The 17450-nt window shown below is 57.1% G+C and carries 15 protein-coding genes; 3 read left to right on the forward strand and 12 right to left on the reverse strand.

What is annotated here, in order from left to right; all coding sequences use genetic code 11:
- The first annotated feature begins 108 nt into the window (after positions 1-108).
- Positions 109-972 carry a DUF2085 domain-containing protein gene (locus IPM39_23635; GenBank protein ID MBK8989025.1) on the forward strand — a complete coding sequence of 288 codons (864 nt, stop codon included), beginning with the start codon at positions 109-111 and terminating at the stop codon, positions 970-972.
- A 39-nt stretch (positions 973-1011) separates the two neighbouring features.
- Positions 1012-1596 carry a DUF4126 domain-containing protein gene (locus IPM39_23640; GenBank protein MBK8989026.1) on the forward strand — a complete coding sequence of 195 codons (585 nt, stop codon included), beginning with the start codon at positions 1012-1014 and terminating at the stop codon, positions 1594-1596.
- 31 nt (positions 1597-1627) lie between these two features.
- Here the strand turns inward: IPM39_23640 and IPM39_23645 are convergent, their stop codons facing one another.
- The 12 genes from IPM39_23645 to IPM39_23700 all read right to left on the reverse strand — a co-directional run bounded on the left by IPM39_23645 (position 1628) and on the right by IPM39_23700 (position 15356).
- The gene (locus IPM39_23645) at positions 1628-2662 is read right to left on the reverse strand and encodes a fatty acid desaturase (protein MBK8989027.1); all 1035 of its coding nucleotides are present in this window, start codon (positions 2660-2662) and stop codon (positions 1628-1630) included.
- A gap of 214 nt (positions 2663-2876) precedes the next feature.
- Positions 2877-4907: an ATP-binding cassette domain-containing protein gene (locus IPM39_23650; protein ID MBK8989028.1), complete on the reverse strand. Its 2031-nt coding sequence runs from the start codon at positions 4905-4907 to the stop codon at positions 2877-2879.
- Between the two features lie 59 nt (positions 4908-4966).
- A complete protein-coding gene (locus IPM39_23655) occupies positions 4967-6100 on the reverse strand; it encodes an outer membrane lipoprotein carrier protein LolA (protein MBK8989029.1) in 1134 nt (377 codons plus the stop codon).
- 336 nt (positions 6101-6436) lie between these two features.
- On the reverse strand, positions 6437-6685 hold the full coding sequence (locus IPM39_23660; GenBank protein MBK8989030.1) for a hypothetical protein: 249 nt from the start codon (positions 6683-6685) through the stop codon (positions 6437-6439).
- A gap of 188 nt (positions 6686-6873) precedes the next feature.
- Positions 6874-7542, reverse strand: a complete 669-nt coding sequence (locus IPM39_23665; GenBank protein MBK8989031.1) for a hemolysin III family protein — start codon at positions 7540-7542, stop codon at positions 6874-6876.
- A gap of 30 nt (positions 7543-7572) precedes the next feature.
- On the reverse strand, positions 7573-8763 hold the full coding sequence (locus IPM39_23670; GenBank protein MBK8989032.1) for an aminopeptidase P family protein: 1191 nt from the start codon (positions 8761-8763) through the stop codon (positions 7573-7575).
- A gap of 154 nt (positions 8764-8917) precedes the next feature.
- Positions 8918-9889 carry a hypothetical protein gene (locus tag IPM39_23675; protein MBK8989033.1) on the reverse strand — a complete coding sequence of 324 codons (972 nt, stop codon included), beginning with the start codon at positions 9887-9889 and terminating at the stop codon, positions 8918-8920.
- A 63-nt stretch (positions 9890-9952) separates the two neighbouring features.
- Positions 9953-10807, reverse strand: a complete 855-nt coding sequence (locus IPM39_23680; GenBank protein ID MBK8989034.1) for a ParB/RepB/Spo0J family partition protein — start codon at positions 10805-10807, stop codon at positions 9953-9955.
- Entirely contained in the window at positions 10804-11589 is a 786-nt protein-coding gene (locus IPM39_23685) for a ParA family protein (GenBank protein MBK8989035.1), read from the reverse strand. Before IPM39_23685 ends, IPM39_23680 begins: the two co-directional genes overlap by 4 nt.
- A gap of 21 nt (positions 11590-11610) precedes the next feature.
- Complete coding sequence (locus tag IPM39_23690) at positions 11611-12459, reverse strand: ribokinase (protein MBK8989036.1); 849 nt, start codon at positions 12457-12459, stop codon at positions 11611-11613.
- 50 nt (positions 12460-12509) lie between these two features.
- Positions 12510-14504, reverse strand: coding sequence for a cadmium-translocating P-type ATPase (gene cadA, locus IPM39_23695; protein MBK8989037.1), 1995 nt, complete (start codon positions 14502-14504; stop codon positions 12510-12512).
- A gap of 60 nt (positions 14505-14564) precedes the next feature.
- On the reverse strand, positions 14565-15356 hold the full coding sequence (locus tag IPM39_23700) for a TrmB family transcriptional regulator (protein MBK8989038.1): 792 nt from the start codon (positions 15354-15356) through the stop codon (positions 14565-14567).
- Positions 15357-16197: 841 nt separating this feature from the next.
- Between IPM39_23700 and IPM39_23705 the strand changes: the two genes are divergently transcribed.
- Positions 16198-17427, forward strand: a complete 1230-nt coding sequence (locus tag IPM39_23705; GenBank protein MBK8989039.1) for an acyl-CoA dehydrogenase family protein — start codon at positions 16198-16200, stop codon at positions 17425-17427.
- Positions 17428-17450: the final 23 nt, after the last annotated feature.

Genomic DNA, 17450 nt, shown 5'->3' on the forward strand with positions numbered 1-17450 from the left:
TCATCGTGAAGGGGCCGTGAAGGGAAACGGGGCGGAGCAGCAATGCTGCAATTCTGGTCAACCACAGTAAACGCAGCGCTGAACGGGTATAATGGATTGCATAACCTGATGACACCTCTGAACTATCGGCACATCTCTAATTTGATGGCGCAGCAGCCGCCGCGCCGCCGCCGGCTGTTTCTGCTGGCGGTGGTGGGAGCGATGTTGTTATTGATCGGCTTTTACGCGGTGACGGATGTGGCCCACCTGACGCATAACCATACGCTGGCCGGGGCGGATTGGGTGGGGTATGCAGTGTGTCATCGCATTACCGGGCGGTCGTTGGCGATTAACGGCCGTCAATTCCCCCTTTGCGCCCGCTGTACCGGCATGTACCTGGGCGTGTTCCTGGTGTTCCTGGTCTTATGGCTGGGTGGCCGACTGCGCTGGAGTTTGCTGCCCCCTTTCCCCATCTTGCTCACACTCATAGGATTTGTTGGGTTGATGGGCATTGACGGCGTCAATTCCTACCTCCACTTCTTCCCCAACGCGCCCCACATCTACGAACCGCGCAACTGGCTGCGCCTGCTAACCGGCATGGGGACCGGCCTGACCATGGGCCTCATCACCCTGCCCATGTTGGCGCAAACTCTGTGGCGGCAGCCGGTCTGGCAGGCGTCTGCGGCAGCCTGGCGGGACTTGTTAGAGATGGTGGTGGTGGCGGGCACGGCCGTTATCCTGCTGCTGAGCAACCAACCGACGATTTTGTACGTACTGGCGTTAGCCAGCACGGCCGGTTTGTTGATTGTCGTGACGGCGTTAAATACAGTGTCCCTGCTGTTGGTCTTGCGGCGGGACGGCCGGGCAGAGAGGGCGTGGGAAACGGCCGTGCCCCTGTTCATCGGTTTTATCCTGGCCTTGCTTGAACTCAGCGCCATCAGCCTGGTCCGTTTTCACTTCACCGGAACCATGACCGGTTTGCCGGGTTTGTGATTGGTTGGTTAACAAACAAACCACCCAAAGGAGAAAAATATGATTGAAGCCCTCGGCGGCATTGGCGCCGCATTTGGCCTGGCCGGCAGCGCCGGGCTAAACGCCTATATCCCCCTGCTCATTGTGGCTGTGGCCGCCCGCTATCCCCTGGCCGATCCGCTGCTGAAGCTTTCCGCCCCTTACGATATATTGAGCAATCCCGGGATCATCATCCTGTTGTCGGTGTTGCTGATTATCGAAATGTTGGTGGACAAGATTCCGGCCGTAGATACCTTAAACGACGGCATCCAGACCTTCATCCGGCCGGCGGCCGGGGCCATTCTGTTTGCCGCCAGCGCCAACGTCATCACCGACATCAGCCCGGTGATCACCCTGGCGGCTGGTTTAATGGTAGCCGGGGGTATCCACACCACCAAAGCTGTCACCCGTCCTATGATCACGGCGGCGACGGCCGGAACTGGCAATTGGGCCGTCAGTCTGGTGGAAGATGTGGTCGCCCTGTTTACCTCCATCCTGGCGCTGCTGCTGCCCATTATCACCGGAATCGCAGCGGCCGTTGCTTTGTTCTTTGCCGTCCGGCTTTACCGCCGACGTAAGAAAAAAGAGGGTATTGCATTTCGCTAAAGACCAACTGAATACTGACTTGTGGATACTGCTACTCACCCATACTCTGCGTTACCTGCGAATTGCGGCGTGCAGTGCGAAAACTAACCAGCTTTTTCTGATCCTCATCCCACAAACTCAAAAAAGTTGTCCGTAGGCTGGAAGAGAGCGTTAGTGTGGAAACGTTCTGTAACTCTGGGTTCTGCCTGTGGCATTCTTCCAGCCGGTAATTGGGGATGCGCGGGCTAAGGTGGTGGATGTGGTGGAAGCCGATGTTGCCGGTGAACCACTGCAATACTTTTGGCAGCTTGTAAAACGAGCTGCCCTTTAGCGCCGCCGCCGCATAATCCCACTCCTCACCGCCAGCCCAATAGGTGTCCTCAAACTGGTGCTGCACAAAAAAGAGCCAGGTTCCAACCGTGGAGGCAATAAAAATCAACGGCAAATGAACCAGCAAGAAGGGTCGAAAACCAATCACCAAACTGACCAGGGCGACAATAAGCACCAGAGCGAGATCGTTCGCCAGGACGTTTAGCTTTTCTTTGCGGCGGGCCAACGGGCCAGGGAAGCGGTACAAAACCAAAAACAGGACCAACGGCAAGATCAAAAAGAGGGTGATGGGATTGCGATAGAGCCGGTAGCGAATTTTACCGGCGAGCGGCGCGGCGTTGTATTCGTTGACGGTCATGGTATACACGTCGTGGACGTCGCGGCGGGCCAGGTTGCCGGCCGTGGCGTGGTGGACAGCGTGGCTTTTGCGCCATTGGTAATAAGGCGTCAGGGTAAACAAACCGCAGACAATGCCCAGATAGTCGTTGGCCTTGCGTGATGGGAAAAACGAGCCGTGCCCACAATCATGTTGAATGATGAAGATACGCACCAGCAGCCCGGCTGTCGGCAGCGCCAACAGCAAGGTAAGCCAGTAACTCACCTGTAAACTGAAATACATCACCACCCACAAGGCAAAAAAAGGTATAAATGTGTTGACGACCTGCCAGATGCTCTTTCGGGTATCGGCTGTTTGAAACGGCCGTACCATACTCTTCCAATTCAACTGCTCGGACGCCTTTACCGGGGATACAACCATGACTCCTCTCCTTTTCTAAAATTTAATCAGGCTAAACCTGTTGTTTTCCGCCAAGGGGATACTGCTATCGTGGTGCTGGACAACGGTCGTAAATCCGATAAACAGACCAGCCATCGTGCCAAAGACATGAATCCATGACAAATGTAACACGCTGGATAGAAATGGCAACATCAGAGAAGCGATTACTTAATTGTTTTTCATCCAGGCACAAGTGCTATTCGTGGCGCAGCGCCTGCACCGGGTCCAGGCTGGCCGCCCGCGCCGCCGGATAAAGGCCGGCCAGCAGCCCAATCAACGCCGCAAAAATCAACGCCCCAATCGCCAGCCAGAGAGGCACCACTGAGAGCTGACCGATGCCGGTGACGCCTTCGTTGATGAGGTAACGATGAGCCGCCCAATCCACCACCCGCCCCAACAGCGTACCCAAAATCAGACCAACCACACCGCCAATCAGGCCAATGAGCGCCGCCTCAGCGGTGAACATCAGCCGGATTTCGCCGGGCGCTGCCCCCAATGCCTTCAACACGCCAATCTCTCGCGTGCGTTCGTAGATAGCCATCATCATGGTGTTGGCGACGCCCAGGGCAGCCACCAGCAGCGCCAGCGCACCGACAGAGCCGAGCAGCGCTTGCAGCAGCGCCAATACCTGGTTGGCGGCGTCGAGGATGGTTGTCAGGGATTGGGCTTCCAGGTTGAGTTCCTGAATGGTTTCGGAAACGGCCGTTACCATCCCCAAATTCTCCGCCCGCACCACCGCCATATTGTACCCCTCTTGCTGCAAAATATCGGGGTTGTTAAACCACCAGGCTAACACTGCCGCCGTCTCGCCCAGACCCAGATCAATGGTGCGGCTGCTAAAACTCTGGCGCACCCCCACCACCGTCGTGGCGAATTCTTGCGTTTCACCGCGTGGCAGTTTGGCCGTCAGAACCACCGGCTGCCCGACCAGACTGGCATAATCTTGGCCGCCGCCCAACAACTTGTCGGCCAGGCCAGAGGCCAGGACAACGCCGCGGTTCTCGCCATCGCCAAACAGGCTGCCGGCCAGCGGTTCGTTGGCGCCGCCCACACTAAAGCTGCGTTCGCCCATGTCCGACGAGACGCGCACCGGCAGCGATTGCTCTTGCAGCGTCAGGGTCAGGTCTACACCGCTGGGGAGCTGTAATTGGGGGGTAACGGCCGTTACCCCCGGAATCGCCCGCAGTTCATCCACGATGGTCGGCGTCAGCGCTTGCTTGGGTTTCGGCGGCGCGAAGGGGTCGAAGGTGTCCAACGCCGCCTCGTCATAAGCCGGGCTGACAAAAATATTCTCCAGGCCCACCGTCTCAAAATTGCGCTGCACTTCGCGCTGCACCCCCACGCCAAAGGAGACCATGGCGACCAGGGTGATGATGCCGATCAACACGCCGCCGGCCGTCAGCACATTACGCACCGGCCGACGCCCCAAATTACGAAATGCCGAGCGGGCAATGTCGCCAAAAGAAATGCGGGACTGGGAATTGAAGGTTGAGGACTGCGGGCTGGCGGCCAACAGCGGTTCCGCGCGCGCCGTTATCGGCCGATTAGTGGTAATGTTGACAATCTGTCCATCTTTCAAATGGACCACCCGGTCGGCGTAGGCGGCCACGTCGGCGTCGTGGGTGACAACGATGAGGGTGATGCCCTGCTCTTTGTTGAGTGTTTGCAGCAGACCCATCACTTCTGCGCCGGTGGCTGAATCCAGGTTGCCGGTTGGCTCATCGGCCAGGATAAGCGAGGGGTTGTGGATGAGGGCGCGGGCAACGGCCGTGCGCTGCTGCTCGCCGCCCGATAGTTCGCTGGGGTAATGGTCCAACCGGTGGCCCAGGCCCACTTTGTGCAGCATCTCGGCGGCGCGGGCAGATCGCTCGGCCGGGTTCACGCCGGCCAGGGTGAGAGGGATGGCGACATTCTCAACGGCCGTCAGCCGCGGCAACAAGTTAAAACTCTGAAAAATAAAGCCCACCCGGTGGCGGCGATGGGCCGTGCGCGCTTTGCCGTCGGCGTTGTGCAGCGGCAGGCCAGCCACCCACAATTCGCCAGAAGATGGCCGATCCAACCCGCCCAACAGATTGAGCAACGTAGATTTGCCAGAGCCAGATGGCCCAACCAGGGCCACAAATTCACCAGACGCGATGGTCAGGTTGACGCCGTACAGCGCCCGCACGTCCATCTCGCCGCGCTGAAAGTGGCGCTCCAGATTTGATAGTTGAATTGTATTGTCCATGGGAGATCAAAAAACCTTCCGGCGGGCCAAACCCGCCGGAAGGTTGGGGTCGCGAAAAGTTATTGCAACGCTTCGGCCAAAGCGAGCGCTTCGGCTGCGGTCAGGTCGCCGCCAATCCAGAAGGTGATGTCACCTTCGGTCCAGGTGAGCAGACTTTGTGCGCCAGCTTCGTCGCTGTAGAGCGTGCCCTCTATGCCGCGCAGGGTGACGATTTTGCCGTCTGCCTCACGGTCGGGCACGGCCGTTGCCGGTCCCTGGGCAATGGTAAAGCCGCCGGCGCTGCGGCTGTAGCGCTGTACAACCGCCCCGCGTATTTCCGTCGCGCTAACAAACGCGGCATCGGCCGGCAGGATGGCCGGGGAAAGAACATTCAGGTCGGCGGTTTCGACGGCCGTCAACTCTTCTGGCTTCAGATCTTCCAGGCGCACCACCTCTGCGCCTTCAGGAATGACAAAGGTGAAGAGGCTGTTGTCCACACCCTGATTCAGTTCCAGGGTTGTGGCAGTGGCGCTGCCGGATCCTATAGCCCCTTCAGCATATTGTACAGACAGCGGCGCGCCGTCTTCGGGCCGCACATACACTTTCAGGAAGCCGCCGGCGGCGCGAACCTCATCGGGCATTTTCTCCGGGATGGGGATCAGGCGCAGGCCGTGGGCGTTGGTAGCGCCAATTTGTACGTCGGTGATGCGTTCGGCGGTGAAGTACTCCAGCAGTTTAGCCACAGCTTCTTCTGGGGTTTGCGGATGGTCCCCCTCTTCATGGTTGTAGTCTGGGTCAATCTCAAATTCCTGCCCGGCCATTTGCGCGGCGATCAGGGCGGCGGCTTCGTCGGCGTTGCCAACCAGGACTTTGTTTTCTTGCGGGTCCCACAGCCAGAAGTTGTAGCCATCGGTAACGGCCGTTAACCCCACCAGCTTGCTTTCCGTCGCCTCTAATATTTCGGCGCGGAAGGCGGGTTCGCCGTTTGGCCCGGCATCCAGTTTGCCCCACATTTCTACCGTGCCGCTGGCATTCATTTCCGCTGTGTTCACCGTGAAGTTGGCAACAGCGTGACCGTCGGTAACGGTTTGCACGGTTTCCATCGCCTGTGCCAGCAGGTCTTCGGCGGTTGGCTGCAAAGCAAACGCAGCTAAACCCAGACTGGCTACCAGCAAGAGAATGATAGCGCTTATTAATACTTTTTTGTTTCGCATGGGTGACTCCTTTTTGGTTTGCCTGATACAGACTGCATCTGCCAAGCATATGTCAGATGACATCTATCACTTATTTTAGAATATACACCCCTTAAACACCACCCCACCACGCTTTGTGACACCCTTTGCTCACCAATCTATTAACCCCACGACGGCCCAACGGCGTGCTGCCAGCAGACGGCAGCCGCCCCGAAGTAGGCGTCGTTTGAGTTTTTGGCGATTACCATTACCCGGATTAACTGAGCAAAACACAAAGGCATGGCGGTTTATCCAGAGAATGTTTCGCATTCTCTGCAATAGTCGTTACCGTTTTTGTGTAGGTTTTCAAGAGGGCAATCAATCGTTGTAGGGAGCCGGAAAATCTTTGCGGCTGGCCTGGGCGACGAACCGCGTGCGAATCGAGCGTGGTTCGTCGTCCAAGGGGATAGCCTCGAAGGCCCAGTCTAGTTCCAATGGCGTCAGGTCCACCACTTCCAGCGCGGTCTCACATTCCCGACATTGAATCCGTTGCCCCAGACGCGGCGCGCGCAGCCGAATTCGGGAGTCGCATTCAGGACAGTAAGTAAAATCTTTTTTGGCGGTCATCCTTTGAACCTCATAGATACAAGCTGCCGGCCTGGGGTGATGGATCTACCACGAGACGGCCGTTTCACTATACGGTCAAAATACAGGATTTCTGTATGAAAACTTTGGAGTAGAGCTGTTTAAATTTCGTCAGGATTCGCCGAAACAAGAATGGCTTGCATAATGCCACCCTCGTCAACAAAAAGGTATCACTGCACCGGAACCAACGTGGCGATAGACACAAAATGGCAAATACTGCCGCCCAGCACGAACAAATGCCAGATGGCATGGTTATAAGGCAGTTTTTCCCAGGCGTAAAAAATCACACCCACTGTATAAATCACGCCGCCGGTAACAAGCATGGTTAGTCCCAGAGGTGGCAGAGCAGCGATCATGTGTTTGAAGGCAAAGACGCACATCCACCCCACCAAAACATACATGATGGTAGCGATGACTTCTAGTTTGCCTAAAAAGAACATTTTCCAGACGATGCCGGCGGCCGCCAGGCCCCAAACCAGAGCGAAATAGGTCCAGCCAATGCTGCCGCGCAGGCTGACCAGCAGGTAAGGCGTGTATGTGCCGGCGATGAGGATGTAAATGGAAGCGTGGTCAAATTTGCGGAGGATGTGTTTGACGCGGGGATGCTGCAAGCTGTGGTAAAGGGTGGAGGCCAGGTAAAGCAAAATCAGGCTGCCGCCATAGATGCTAAAACTGACGATGCGCCAGAAGTCGCCGTAAATGACAGCCAGAGTGACCAGGGCAGTGAGGCCGGCGATACTGAGCGCCGCGCCGATGGCATGGGTGACGCTGTTGACGATTTCTTCTGTAGGCGAATAAAGCGGGGTTTTCCAGGTTGGTTTTTCTTTCAACAACCACATGGTGATAATTTACCTCCCAACATACCAGCTTCACTGAATGTATCGTAACGTCGTTTGGGGAATGCTGAGATATTCAACACCGACGGCCGTTACCAATACATCTTCTTCTAAACTCATCATACCTCTTTCGGGCACAATGACGTGCAGTTCCAACGTAAAAATATGACCCACTTCCACCGGCAATTCGCAAATTCCGGCATAGCGTTCCCAACGCGGCCCCAACACCGTGGCGCCGTCGTGGGCCACCCGGCCCAATAAATGCCCAAAAGCGTGCATGTACTCCGGGTAGCCGTTGGCGATAATGTGGGCGCGGGCGGCGGCGTCTACTTGCCAGCCAGGCACACCGGGCCGCAGGGCAGCTTCTCCGGCTTTGATAGCCCCCAGAACGACATCGAAGGCGCGTTGGACTTCTGGCGGAGCGGCCGTTTCGCCATCGTCCAACACATACCACATGCGCTGAATGTCGGAACAGTAGTCGTTTTGTTTCACGCCCAGGTCCATGTGCAGGGTATGGCCTTTTTGCAACACTACCTCGCCGGGCGCGGCGTGGCCGGAAGCGGATTCCGGCCCGCAGGTGACGATGGGGTTAAATGGCTTGGGCCAGGCATAGCCGAGGTTAAGGGCTGAGATACGGCCGTGTACAAATTCAGCAATTTCTCGCTGCGTCATCCCTGGTCGGACAAACTGCTCTACTTCGTCAAACAACGCCTCAGTCGTCATGATAGCCTGGCGTACTCGCTCGATCTCGGCCAGGCTCTTGCGGCCGCGCAGCGCAGCAATGATTTGTTCGGCGGAAATCAGGCGGTCAGCATAGGGCGTACCGGCCAGAATGGTTTGCAGGGAACGGTACATGCCCAGGCTCAGGCCGTCGGCGGCCACATCGTTTTCGGAATAGTTGATGGCAATTTGCGCCGGGTCCAAAGCCGCCAGCGCATCGCGCAGCGGTTGGCTGATGCCCTGGTGGTAGGGAATCACGTCATAAAGGCCCAGGTTTTCCACGTTGACAGCATCAAAGTGACCGATGATGCAAACGTGTCCGCCGGAGCGGTGGACGATAAAGGCCGTCTTCCAGGTCACGTCCACGTCGGCGATAAGTTCCAGGGCCGGGTCGGGCTGAAGGCTGGTCTCGCGCACAAAGGTAAGCCAGGTATCCACGTTCAATTCGTTGAGGATGGCGGTGGCCTGGGCCAGTTTTTCTTGGATGAGGGGTAAGTTGTTCATAGGTGTTCTGGTGAGAGGATAGGAACGGCCGTCTTACGGCCGTTCCTCATTGTTTGGTGAGCATTGGGACGATAAGAGATCGTAAAAGATACAACTCCATCAAGACCTGACCGGTTTGCGAAAATCTGCCAGGTCCTGACCTTAAGCAGCGCAGCTAGATGTTGTTGGGATCGTCGTCAAGCTGACTCATAAACGTCTCCATGTTATCCGCCTCAAACAACATAAACAACATCTGCTGTAACTGATACCGGTCGGTAACACTTTCCAAATAGCGGCTCAGGCGACGGTAAGAAGAAGCTGACGGGTCAAAGCGGCGCACGACGCTATCTAGCAAGGCCTCTCGCAAACCAATTAATACGCCAATTTCCATACCTTCTTCACGGCCTTCTTCGCGGCCTTCTTCACGGCCTTCTTCACGGCCTTCTTTCAAGCCCAATTCTCGCATTCGAAGCAAATAAGGGGTATCGAATAACAGTGTTTCACTTTCTTCTAACAGTTTCTCTACCATTTGTATTATCTCCCTGGTCTGGAGCAAGCTGACCAATGCGGTTAACAGGCGATCCTTTTCTTCTGCTGTTGTCGCGGTGCGTATGACCGATAGCGCTTGTGGCAGTATTGTTGAAGCATCGGCCAAGCGTGTTTGTCCAATGAGAGCCAGAAAGGCGGGATTACCCAGTTCAAACAAGCGTTCCGCCGGCATTTCCCACAGGCGCAGCGGCTGATACTGCCAACGCAGTGTCACCTCGTCGCCCAATCCGTATATCTGGTACATGCCGCTATCACCGCGGCCGGCGCCTTCGCCGACGTAGATAACCACGCTCACCAGTCGCGGGGCATTTTCTTTGTCTGGCAGACCTATATCTCGTCGTACAATCCGGGCCAGGTAATCCAATACGCGCAGGGGCATTGGTTCATGGCTGCGCCGTCCTTGTAATTCAATGTGCAGATAGATGATGTGTCCTGCGGCATCAATCACCTCGAAGAGCAGGTCGCTGCGGCCGGGGCTGGCGGCAAACTCAACGTTCAGCGGGCGCACGCGCTGCACCGGCGTAGCCAACAACCAGGTGGCGAACGCTTCGCTGAATTCAGTGATGAGCACTTTTAGCGGGTTGTCCGTCTCGCTCATGTGAGTAGTGTAGCATAAAGCGGTGGCGGGGAGAACAGATGGACAGAGGATGAATGGGGCGAATTACTCTTCGCCAGCAATAGCTTTATAGATCGATTGCAGATCTTCGTCGGAATAGTAATGGATGATGACCTGGCCGCCTTTGCGCTGTTTGTTGATAATGACGCGCGTGCCCAGTGAATGCTCAAACTGGTTTTGCAGATCGACCAGTTCTGGTGGCAGCGATTTCTTTGGTTTGGGCTGCGGCTTTTGTTCTGCCAGGAGATTTTTAACGTGTTGTTCTGTCTGCCGCACGTTGAGGCCGAGTTTGATGATTTGCTTCATGGCGTTGGTTTGCATTTCTGGCGTGGGCAGCGGGAGGAGCGCACGGCCGTGCGCCCCACTGATCTGCCCATCACTTACTGCCTGCTGCACGGCCGTTGGCAGAGTCAGCAGCCGCACCAGGTTCGCCACAGTCGAGCGCCCCTTACCCACCCGTTTGGCGACTTCTTCCTGGGTCAGGCCGAATTCATCCATAAGCTGCTGGTAGGCGTAAGCTTCTTCCAGAGCGTTCAGGTCGGCGCGCTGGATGTTTTCGATGATCGCCAGTTCCAGCATGGCCTGGGGGGTAGCTTCTTTAACGATGGCCGGAAGCTGTTCCAGACCGGCCAACTGGGCGGCGCGCCAGCGGCGTTCGCCGGCGATGAGGATGTATTGGCCGTCTTGCTGGGTGACGACCAGCGGTTGGATGAGGCCATGCTCGGTGATGGAAGCGGCCAGTTCGGCCAGTTGGGTCTCGTCGAAGGTAGAACGCGGTTGGTGGGGGTTGGGAATCACGGCCGTTACCGGGATCAACCGTATATCGTCATTGGATACGGCCGTATCTGCCGTGGGAATCAGTGCGCTTAAACCACGACCCAATCCTTGTCTTTTGCTCATGCCGTCGTTTCCTTTACCTGGTCCCCTTTGAGGATTTCGGCCGTTAACACCTGGTAGGCCAGCGCGCCGGGAGACGTGGGCGCGTAAATGTTGATCGGCTGCCCATAGCTGGGCGCTTCGCTCAGGCGCACGTTGCGCGGTACAATGGTGCGAAACACCTTGCCAGGGAAAAATTTACGCACTTCTTCCACCACCTGGCGGCTCAGGTTGGTACGGCCGTCATACATCGTCATGATCAACCCGCGAATAGTCAGCGCCGGATTGAGATATTTGCGCACCAACTCGACAGTTTGCGTTAACTGAGACAGCCCTTCCAGGGCCAGATATTCGCACTGCACCGGGATGATCACCCCGTCGCGGGCAGCGGTGAGGGCGTTAACGGTGAGCAGGCTGAGGCTGGGCGGACAATCTATGAGGATGTAATCGTAACGGCCGTTCAGCCCATCCAGCGCCTTTTGCAGCCGATATTCCCGCCCGATGGCGTTCACCAATTCCACTTCTGCCCCGGAAAGCGCCGGGCTGGAGGGCACAATATCCAGCTTGAACTCGGCCCGCTCCACGCGCACTTCATCCACCGAGGCTTCTTCCAACAGCAAATCGTAGATGGATTTGTCCAGCGACGATTTATTCACGCCAATGCCGGACGTGGCGTTGGCCTGGGGATCAATGTCCACCATCAGCGTGCGCCGACCGCTGCCGGCCAGATAGGCGCACAAATTGATCACCGTGGTCGTTTTGCCCACGCCCCCTTTTTGATTCACGATGGCATAAATCTTGGTCATAAAAAACCTTGTCGAAACCATTCAACCCTGACGGTTTTCGGAAACCCTCAGGGTTTTGCTGAGCGCCTGGATGCCGGCCAATTTGGCCTCCAGCCCATCTAATTCCACCGAACAGGCGGCGATGTCGTTGGCAAATCGGCCGGCTTCCCAGGGATTTCCGCCCGTCTGGTGCAGGCGGATGAGGAAGGCGGTGGCGAATATATCGCCCGCGCCGGTGGCGTTTACTTCCAGGGCGCGGCGGGCCGGGATGTGGCGGATTTCGTCTTCAAAATAGATGGTGCAGCCATCGTATCCTTTTGTCACCACCAGCAGGTGCGACCAGGCGCGGTATTGGGCCAACTGCGCCTCATCGCGTAAATCTTCATGGCTCAGGATAACGGCCGCCGCCAGCGGCAAAAATTCACGCGCATCGGGCCAGTCGGTGGCATACACACGGCCGTCGGCCCCCCAGCGGCGCATCCAACCCTGCGGCGTCAGCCCAACCAGGCTGTTACTGAACAGATGGATCATCGCCGGGTCAATTTCGTTGGCAATAGGGGCCAGGTGGACAATGTCCGGTCGCTGCCAATCCGCCGGCACGTGGCCGGGGAGGAGGGGCGCAGCCTGGGCGTGCAGGGTTTGCATACGGCCGTTCGCCGTGTACACGTTCTCAAAGGTCGTGGTTTGCGCCGCCGGGATGGTGTGCAAGTGAATACCGGCCAAATAAGGCTGCCAGGCAAAGTCAGCGCCGCTGCTGGTCAGAACGGCCGTGCAGCAGCCCATCGCCTGCGCCAGCCGCCCCGAAAACGAAACCGTGCCGCCCACCGTTGGTCCGTCCGCCGTCAGGTCTTGGCTGATGTGCCCAATTGCCAGGTAATCTATGTGTGTCATGCCGGGCAAATTCTAGCATATAGCACCGGGGAGAGCGAAAGGTACGGCCGTTACTCGCCTTTATAGCCCAACAAGCGCAGCCCATTCAACGACACCAACACTGTGCTGCCTTCGTGCCCAATCACGCTCAGCGGCAGGGCCAGCCCCACGCCCAACACCGCCCCAATCAGCAGCAAAATCATGCCGATGGCGAAAGCCAGGTTTTGCACCAGCGTCTTGCGTGTGCGGCGGCTGAGGCCGATGACGTAAGGGATTTTGCCCAGGTCGTCGCTCATCAGCACGATGTCGGCCGTTTCCAGGGCCACATCCGTGCCCGCCGCGCCCATGGCAATGCCGATGTCGGCCGCCGCCAGCGCCGGGGCGTCGTTTACCCCATCGCCGACCATCGCCACCGGGCCATACTGCTCGGCCAGCTCTTTCAGCAGGCGCATTTTGTCTTGCGGCAGCAGCTCGGCGTGATAGGCGTCCACACCAGACTGTTGGGCGATGGCCGCCGCCACCCGCTCGTTGTCGCCGGTCAGCATGACCACGCGCTCCACCCCGGCGGCTTTGATGCGGCGAATGGTCTGGGATACGTTGGGACGCAAGATGTCGGCAATCGCTAAGACGCCAAGAATGTGGGCGCGACGGCCGTTTTCCGTCACATCGGCCACCAAAACCGTCGTTTTGCCCTCATCCTGGAAACGGTCCAGGGCATCTACGGCCGTTTCCAATCCATCTATCTCCCAATTGGCAAAGTAGCGCAAATTGCCCACCGCCACCTGCCGGTTTTCGACGGCCGCCAATACCCCCAGCCCTGTTTCCGAGTGGAAATCGGTCACTTCAGACAAAGCGATGCCGCGCTCCTGCGCCGCGGTAACGATGGCCTGCGCCAGCGGATGCTCCGATTTGCTTTCCACCGAGGCTACCAACCGCAGCAGGTCGTTTTCGTCGCCGGCCCAGCAGTCGTCGCAAACTGTCACGTTGGTGACGCGGGGTTTGCCTTCTGTCAGCGTGCCAGTTTTGTCGAAGGCCAACACTTTAATGCCTGCCGCTTGCTCCACGTAAACGCCGCCCTTAAACAACACGCCGCGCCGCGCCCCATTGCCAATGGCCGACAGCACCGTCGCCGGCGTGCTGATAACGATGGCGCACGGCGACGCCGCCACCATCAACGTCATGGCCCGGTAAAAGGTGGTGTTGAACGGTTCGTTGAACAGAACCAGGGGCAGGAGGATGGCAACGGCCGTCATCACAATCACCCCCAGAGCATAATACTGCTCTGCCTTTTCGATGAAGCGCTGTGTGGGCGCCTTTTGCCCCTGCGCCTCCTCGACCATTTTGATCAGTTTCGCCAGGGTTGTATCCTGCGCCAGCCGTGTCACCTCCACCTCCAGGCCGCCACGTTGGTTGATGCTGCCGGCCAACACCATGTCGCCCGACTCTTTGGCGACAGGGATAGATTCGCCGGTGATGGCTGCCTGGTCCAGGCTGCTGCGCCCTTCGCGGATACGGCCGTCTAACGCCAGCCGCTCTCCCGGTTTCACAATCATCAAATCACCAACGCTGACTTCTTCAATGGGCAGCGTCACCATCTCGCCATCACGGCGCACAGTGGCCTCCGCCGGACGCAGGGCCATGAGCGCGCGGATGGCGTTGCGTGTGCGGTCCATGGCGTAGCTTTGCAGCACATTGGACAGCGAAAAGAGGAAGAGCAGCATTGCCCCTTCAAACGGCGCGCCCACCAGCGCCGCGCCAATAGCCGCCAGGACCATCAGCAAGTCTACGTCAATGGTCAGCTTGCGCAGCGATTGCAGGCCGGCCATCAAACCAAACGAACCGCCGGTGAAGTAGGCGACAGCATAAAACAGATGGGCGACCCATCTCGGCGCGTCCAAAAATTCGGCCGCCAGACCGCTCATCATGGTGATGAAGGTGATAACGGTGAAAACAAGTTCCACCTGCTGCGCCGGGAATTTTTCTTGTAGTTTTTGCCAGGCGGTGGGAGAAACGGCCGTTTCCCCCACCACATTCCCCCGGCTTAATTCAATGGTATCTTCAGTCATTATGCATTCCTTGTATCATCCAAGACCTGGCAGGATGCCAAAAATCCGCCAAGTCTAATTTTAATGTGCGCTCAGGCTGGCGAAGATTTCGCGGTCTTCGGGGTCCAGACGTTCCAGCAGGTCGGCGCCCAGGCGGGCATAAATACGCTGCGTAAACATCTCCATCCACACAAACTGCCGGGCAATGAGTACCAAATCCTGGTTACGGGTAATGGTTGCCATTGTTTCATGCCGAGGGCTGGCGCTGGCAATGAGGACTTCGGCATTGTCGGCCTGTACCAGCAGGGTAGCCGTGATGCCCTGTAATTCGCTTTCCAGCGGTGGATGATAGGCCACTCGGCCGCAGTTGAGCGTACTACTGCCGGTGAGCAGACTGCTCACCAACAGGCCGCGTTCGCTGGCAGCGCAAACGTCGTTCTGCAGCGCGGCCAGGTCGCCGTCGGTGAGGACCAGGAAAAGTTCGGTTTGGGCCTGATGAATAAGGTGGCTGGCGTAAGCAAGAACGGCCGTGCGCCCACTGATGGTCCACACCCGGTTATCGGTCGTCTCCGTGTACAGCGCCGTTAGCCCCTGGCCTAACTCTTGCAGCAGCCGCCGATGATCGGCCGCGTGCTGTTCCAACAGCAGTTCGGGTGGCAGGGGGCGGTACAATGTCGTCCGACCCTCTACCGTTTCTAAGGCCGCGCCACGGCCGTGCAGCCGCTTCAACGCCTCATACACCATCGAACGGGGCACACCCGACTCTTTGCTGAGTTGATAACCTGTCGCCGGATGTTCGCGCAGCAGCGCCAGATACACCTTCGCTTCGTATTCGGTAAAGCCGATCTTCAATAAATCTGTTCGTAAATCCATTGTTCTCTCAGAATAACAGGGTCTCGTTATGGGATTAGTTGTTTTTAGAATGACTAATAGCGATATTCTAAACAACTAAACGAAATGCGTCAATAGACGTATGTAAGAATTGGGTGAGGGAAAAAGTGGCGTTTGGTTCACAGATTACGAAACATCGCTCCCCTGATTGACTGACAAATCCTATTTTTAGAGGTCGCAGAACACGGATTTCCAGGATTTGCGAATGAGGGTAGTCGAGAAAAACGAATCCGTGAATCCTGCCAATCCGCTGCCAATTGGGCTGAATGTGAGTTTTGTCAGTCAACCGGCATCGCTGCCAGTATTATCAGTATCCAGAGAAATCATCGCCCAATTTGTAGAACGATTTTCCAAATCGTTTACTGGGCGATTTTCCAAATCGCCCTACAACCGCGGAAAAAGACCATTCTGGACAACTACACCCGCAAAGGCCATCATCTAACATTTTTGGGCATGGTTCAATTCAGGCGATATGGGCTTTACAAATTTAACAAAAAAGCGTGTCATTCCTTCGGCGTTGCTCAGACCTTGTCCTGAGCAACGCCGAAGGAATGACAATTCAGTCTGAATTTGTAAAGAAGATGTTCCGCTCGACGAACCATGTCCATTTTTGCCACCTTGTCAGATGCCGTCTTGTCAGATGTCACCCTGTCAGATGTCACCTTGTCAGATGTCACCTTGTCAAGTATCTATCGGCGATTGGGCAGATCGCGCTCTCTTTTATGTCGCACTGCGTCATGTTGCATCCCCTCCTCCCTCCCGTTATAATGATGCTGCAAACAGTAACTGCTAAACCTGAACCTGAACCCGCGAGAACCAGAACATGCTAGACCTCTCCCTGACCGAAGAACAGCAACAAGCCGCGGCCATGGTCCGCGAATTTGGCGAAAAAGAAATCCTGCCCACCATCAAAGAATATGATCGGCAGCAAAGCATGAACCCAACCGCTCTGCCGCGCATGGCGGAACTGGGTATTTTGGGCATCAACATTCCCGTCCGCTATGGGGGTCAAGGTTATGATTATGTGACTCTTGGCCTGGTCTGCGAAGAATTAGAACGCATAGATACCACCCTGCGCGTCGCCATGTCCGTCCACATGGGGCTGAACAGCATGGGTGTGCTGCAATGGGGCACAGAAGAGCAAAAACAGCGCTTCCTGGCGCCCCAGGCGCGCGGCGAAAAATATGCCGCTTTTGGCCTCACCGAGCCGGGCGCCGGTTCCGACGTGGCTGGAATGCGCTCTACTGCGCGCAAAGATGGCGGAGCAGCGAACGCCGACTACATCATCAACGGCGAGAAGATGTGGATTAGTCTGGCGACTAAAGCCCACCACGTTCTTTGGGTGGCCAAGACCGATCCAGACGCCAGACCATCCCATGCCGGCCTGACCGCGTTTATGGTCGAGAGCGACATGCCGGGCGTGACTACCGGCGATATTCACGGCAAATTGGGCGTGCGCGCCGGGTCCACCGGTTGGGTGAACTGCCAGGATGTGCGCGTGCCGGCGGCCAACCGCATCGGCGAAGAAGGCGAGGGTTTTAAGATTGCCATGAGCTGCCTGGATAACGGCCGTTACACCGTCGCCTCCGGCGCAACCGGCCTCACCCGCGCCTGTTTAGAAGCCTCCATCCACTACGCCCAGGAACGGGAAACCTTCGGCCGTCCGATTGCTGATTACCAACTTATCCAACAAAAAATCGCCTGGATGCAGCAGTGGTACGACGTGTCGCGCCTGCTGTATCTGAAAGTGGGCTGGCTCAAGAACCAGGGCAGCCGCAACACCCGCGAAGTTTCTATGGCCAAGTGGTACGCCACCGACCATTCTTTCAAGGCGGCCCATGAAGCCATTCAGGTGCATGGCGCCTATGGCTTTTCTGACGAATACGACGTGGAACGATATTTACGCAACAGCCGCGGCGCCATCATTTACGAAGGGACCAGCGAAATTCACCAACTGATGCAGGCTGCGTATGCCTTCGGCCAGCGGCAAGACAAGCCGCTGCGCTGCGAACTACCCGCTTACGATGAGGCATTCTGGCAGAGTGAGCCATGAATGGTTGTTGCTCGTGAACTGAT

It is taken from the genome of Candidatus Leptovillus gracilis, from assembly GCA_016716065.1.
Taxonomy (GTDB): Bacteria; Chloroflexota; Anaerolineae; order Promineifilales; family Promineifilaceae; genus Leptovillus; species Leptovillus gracilis.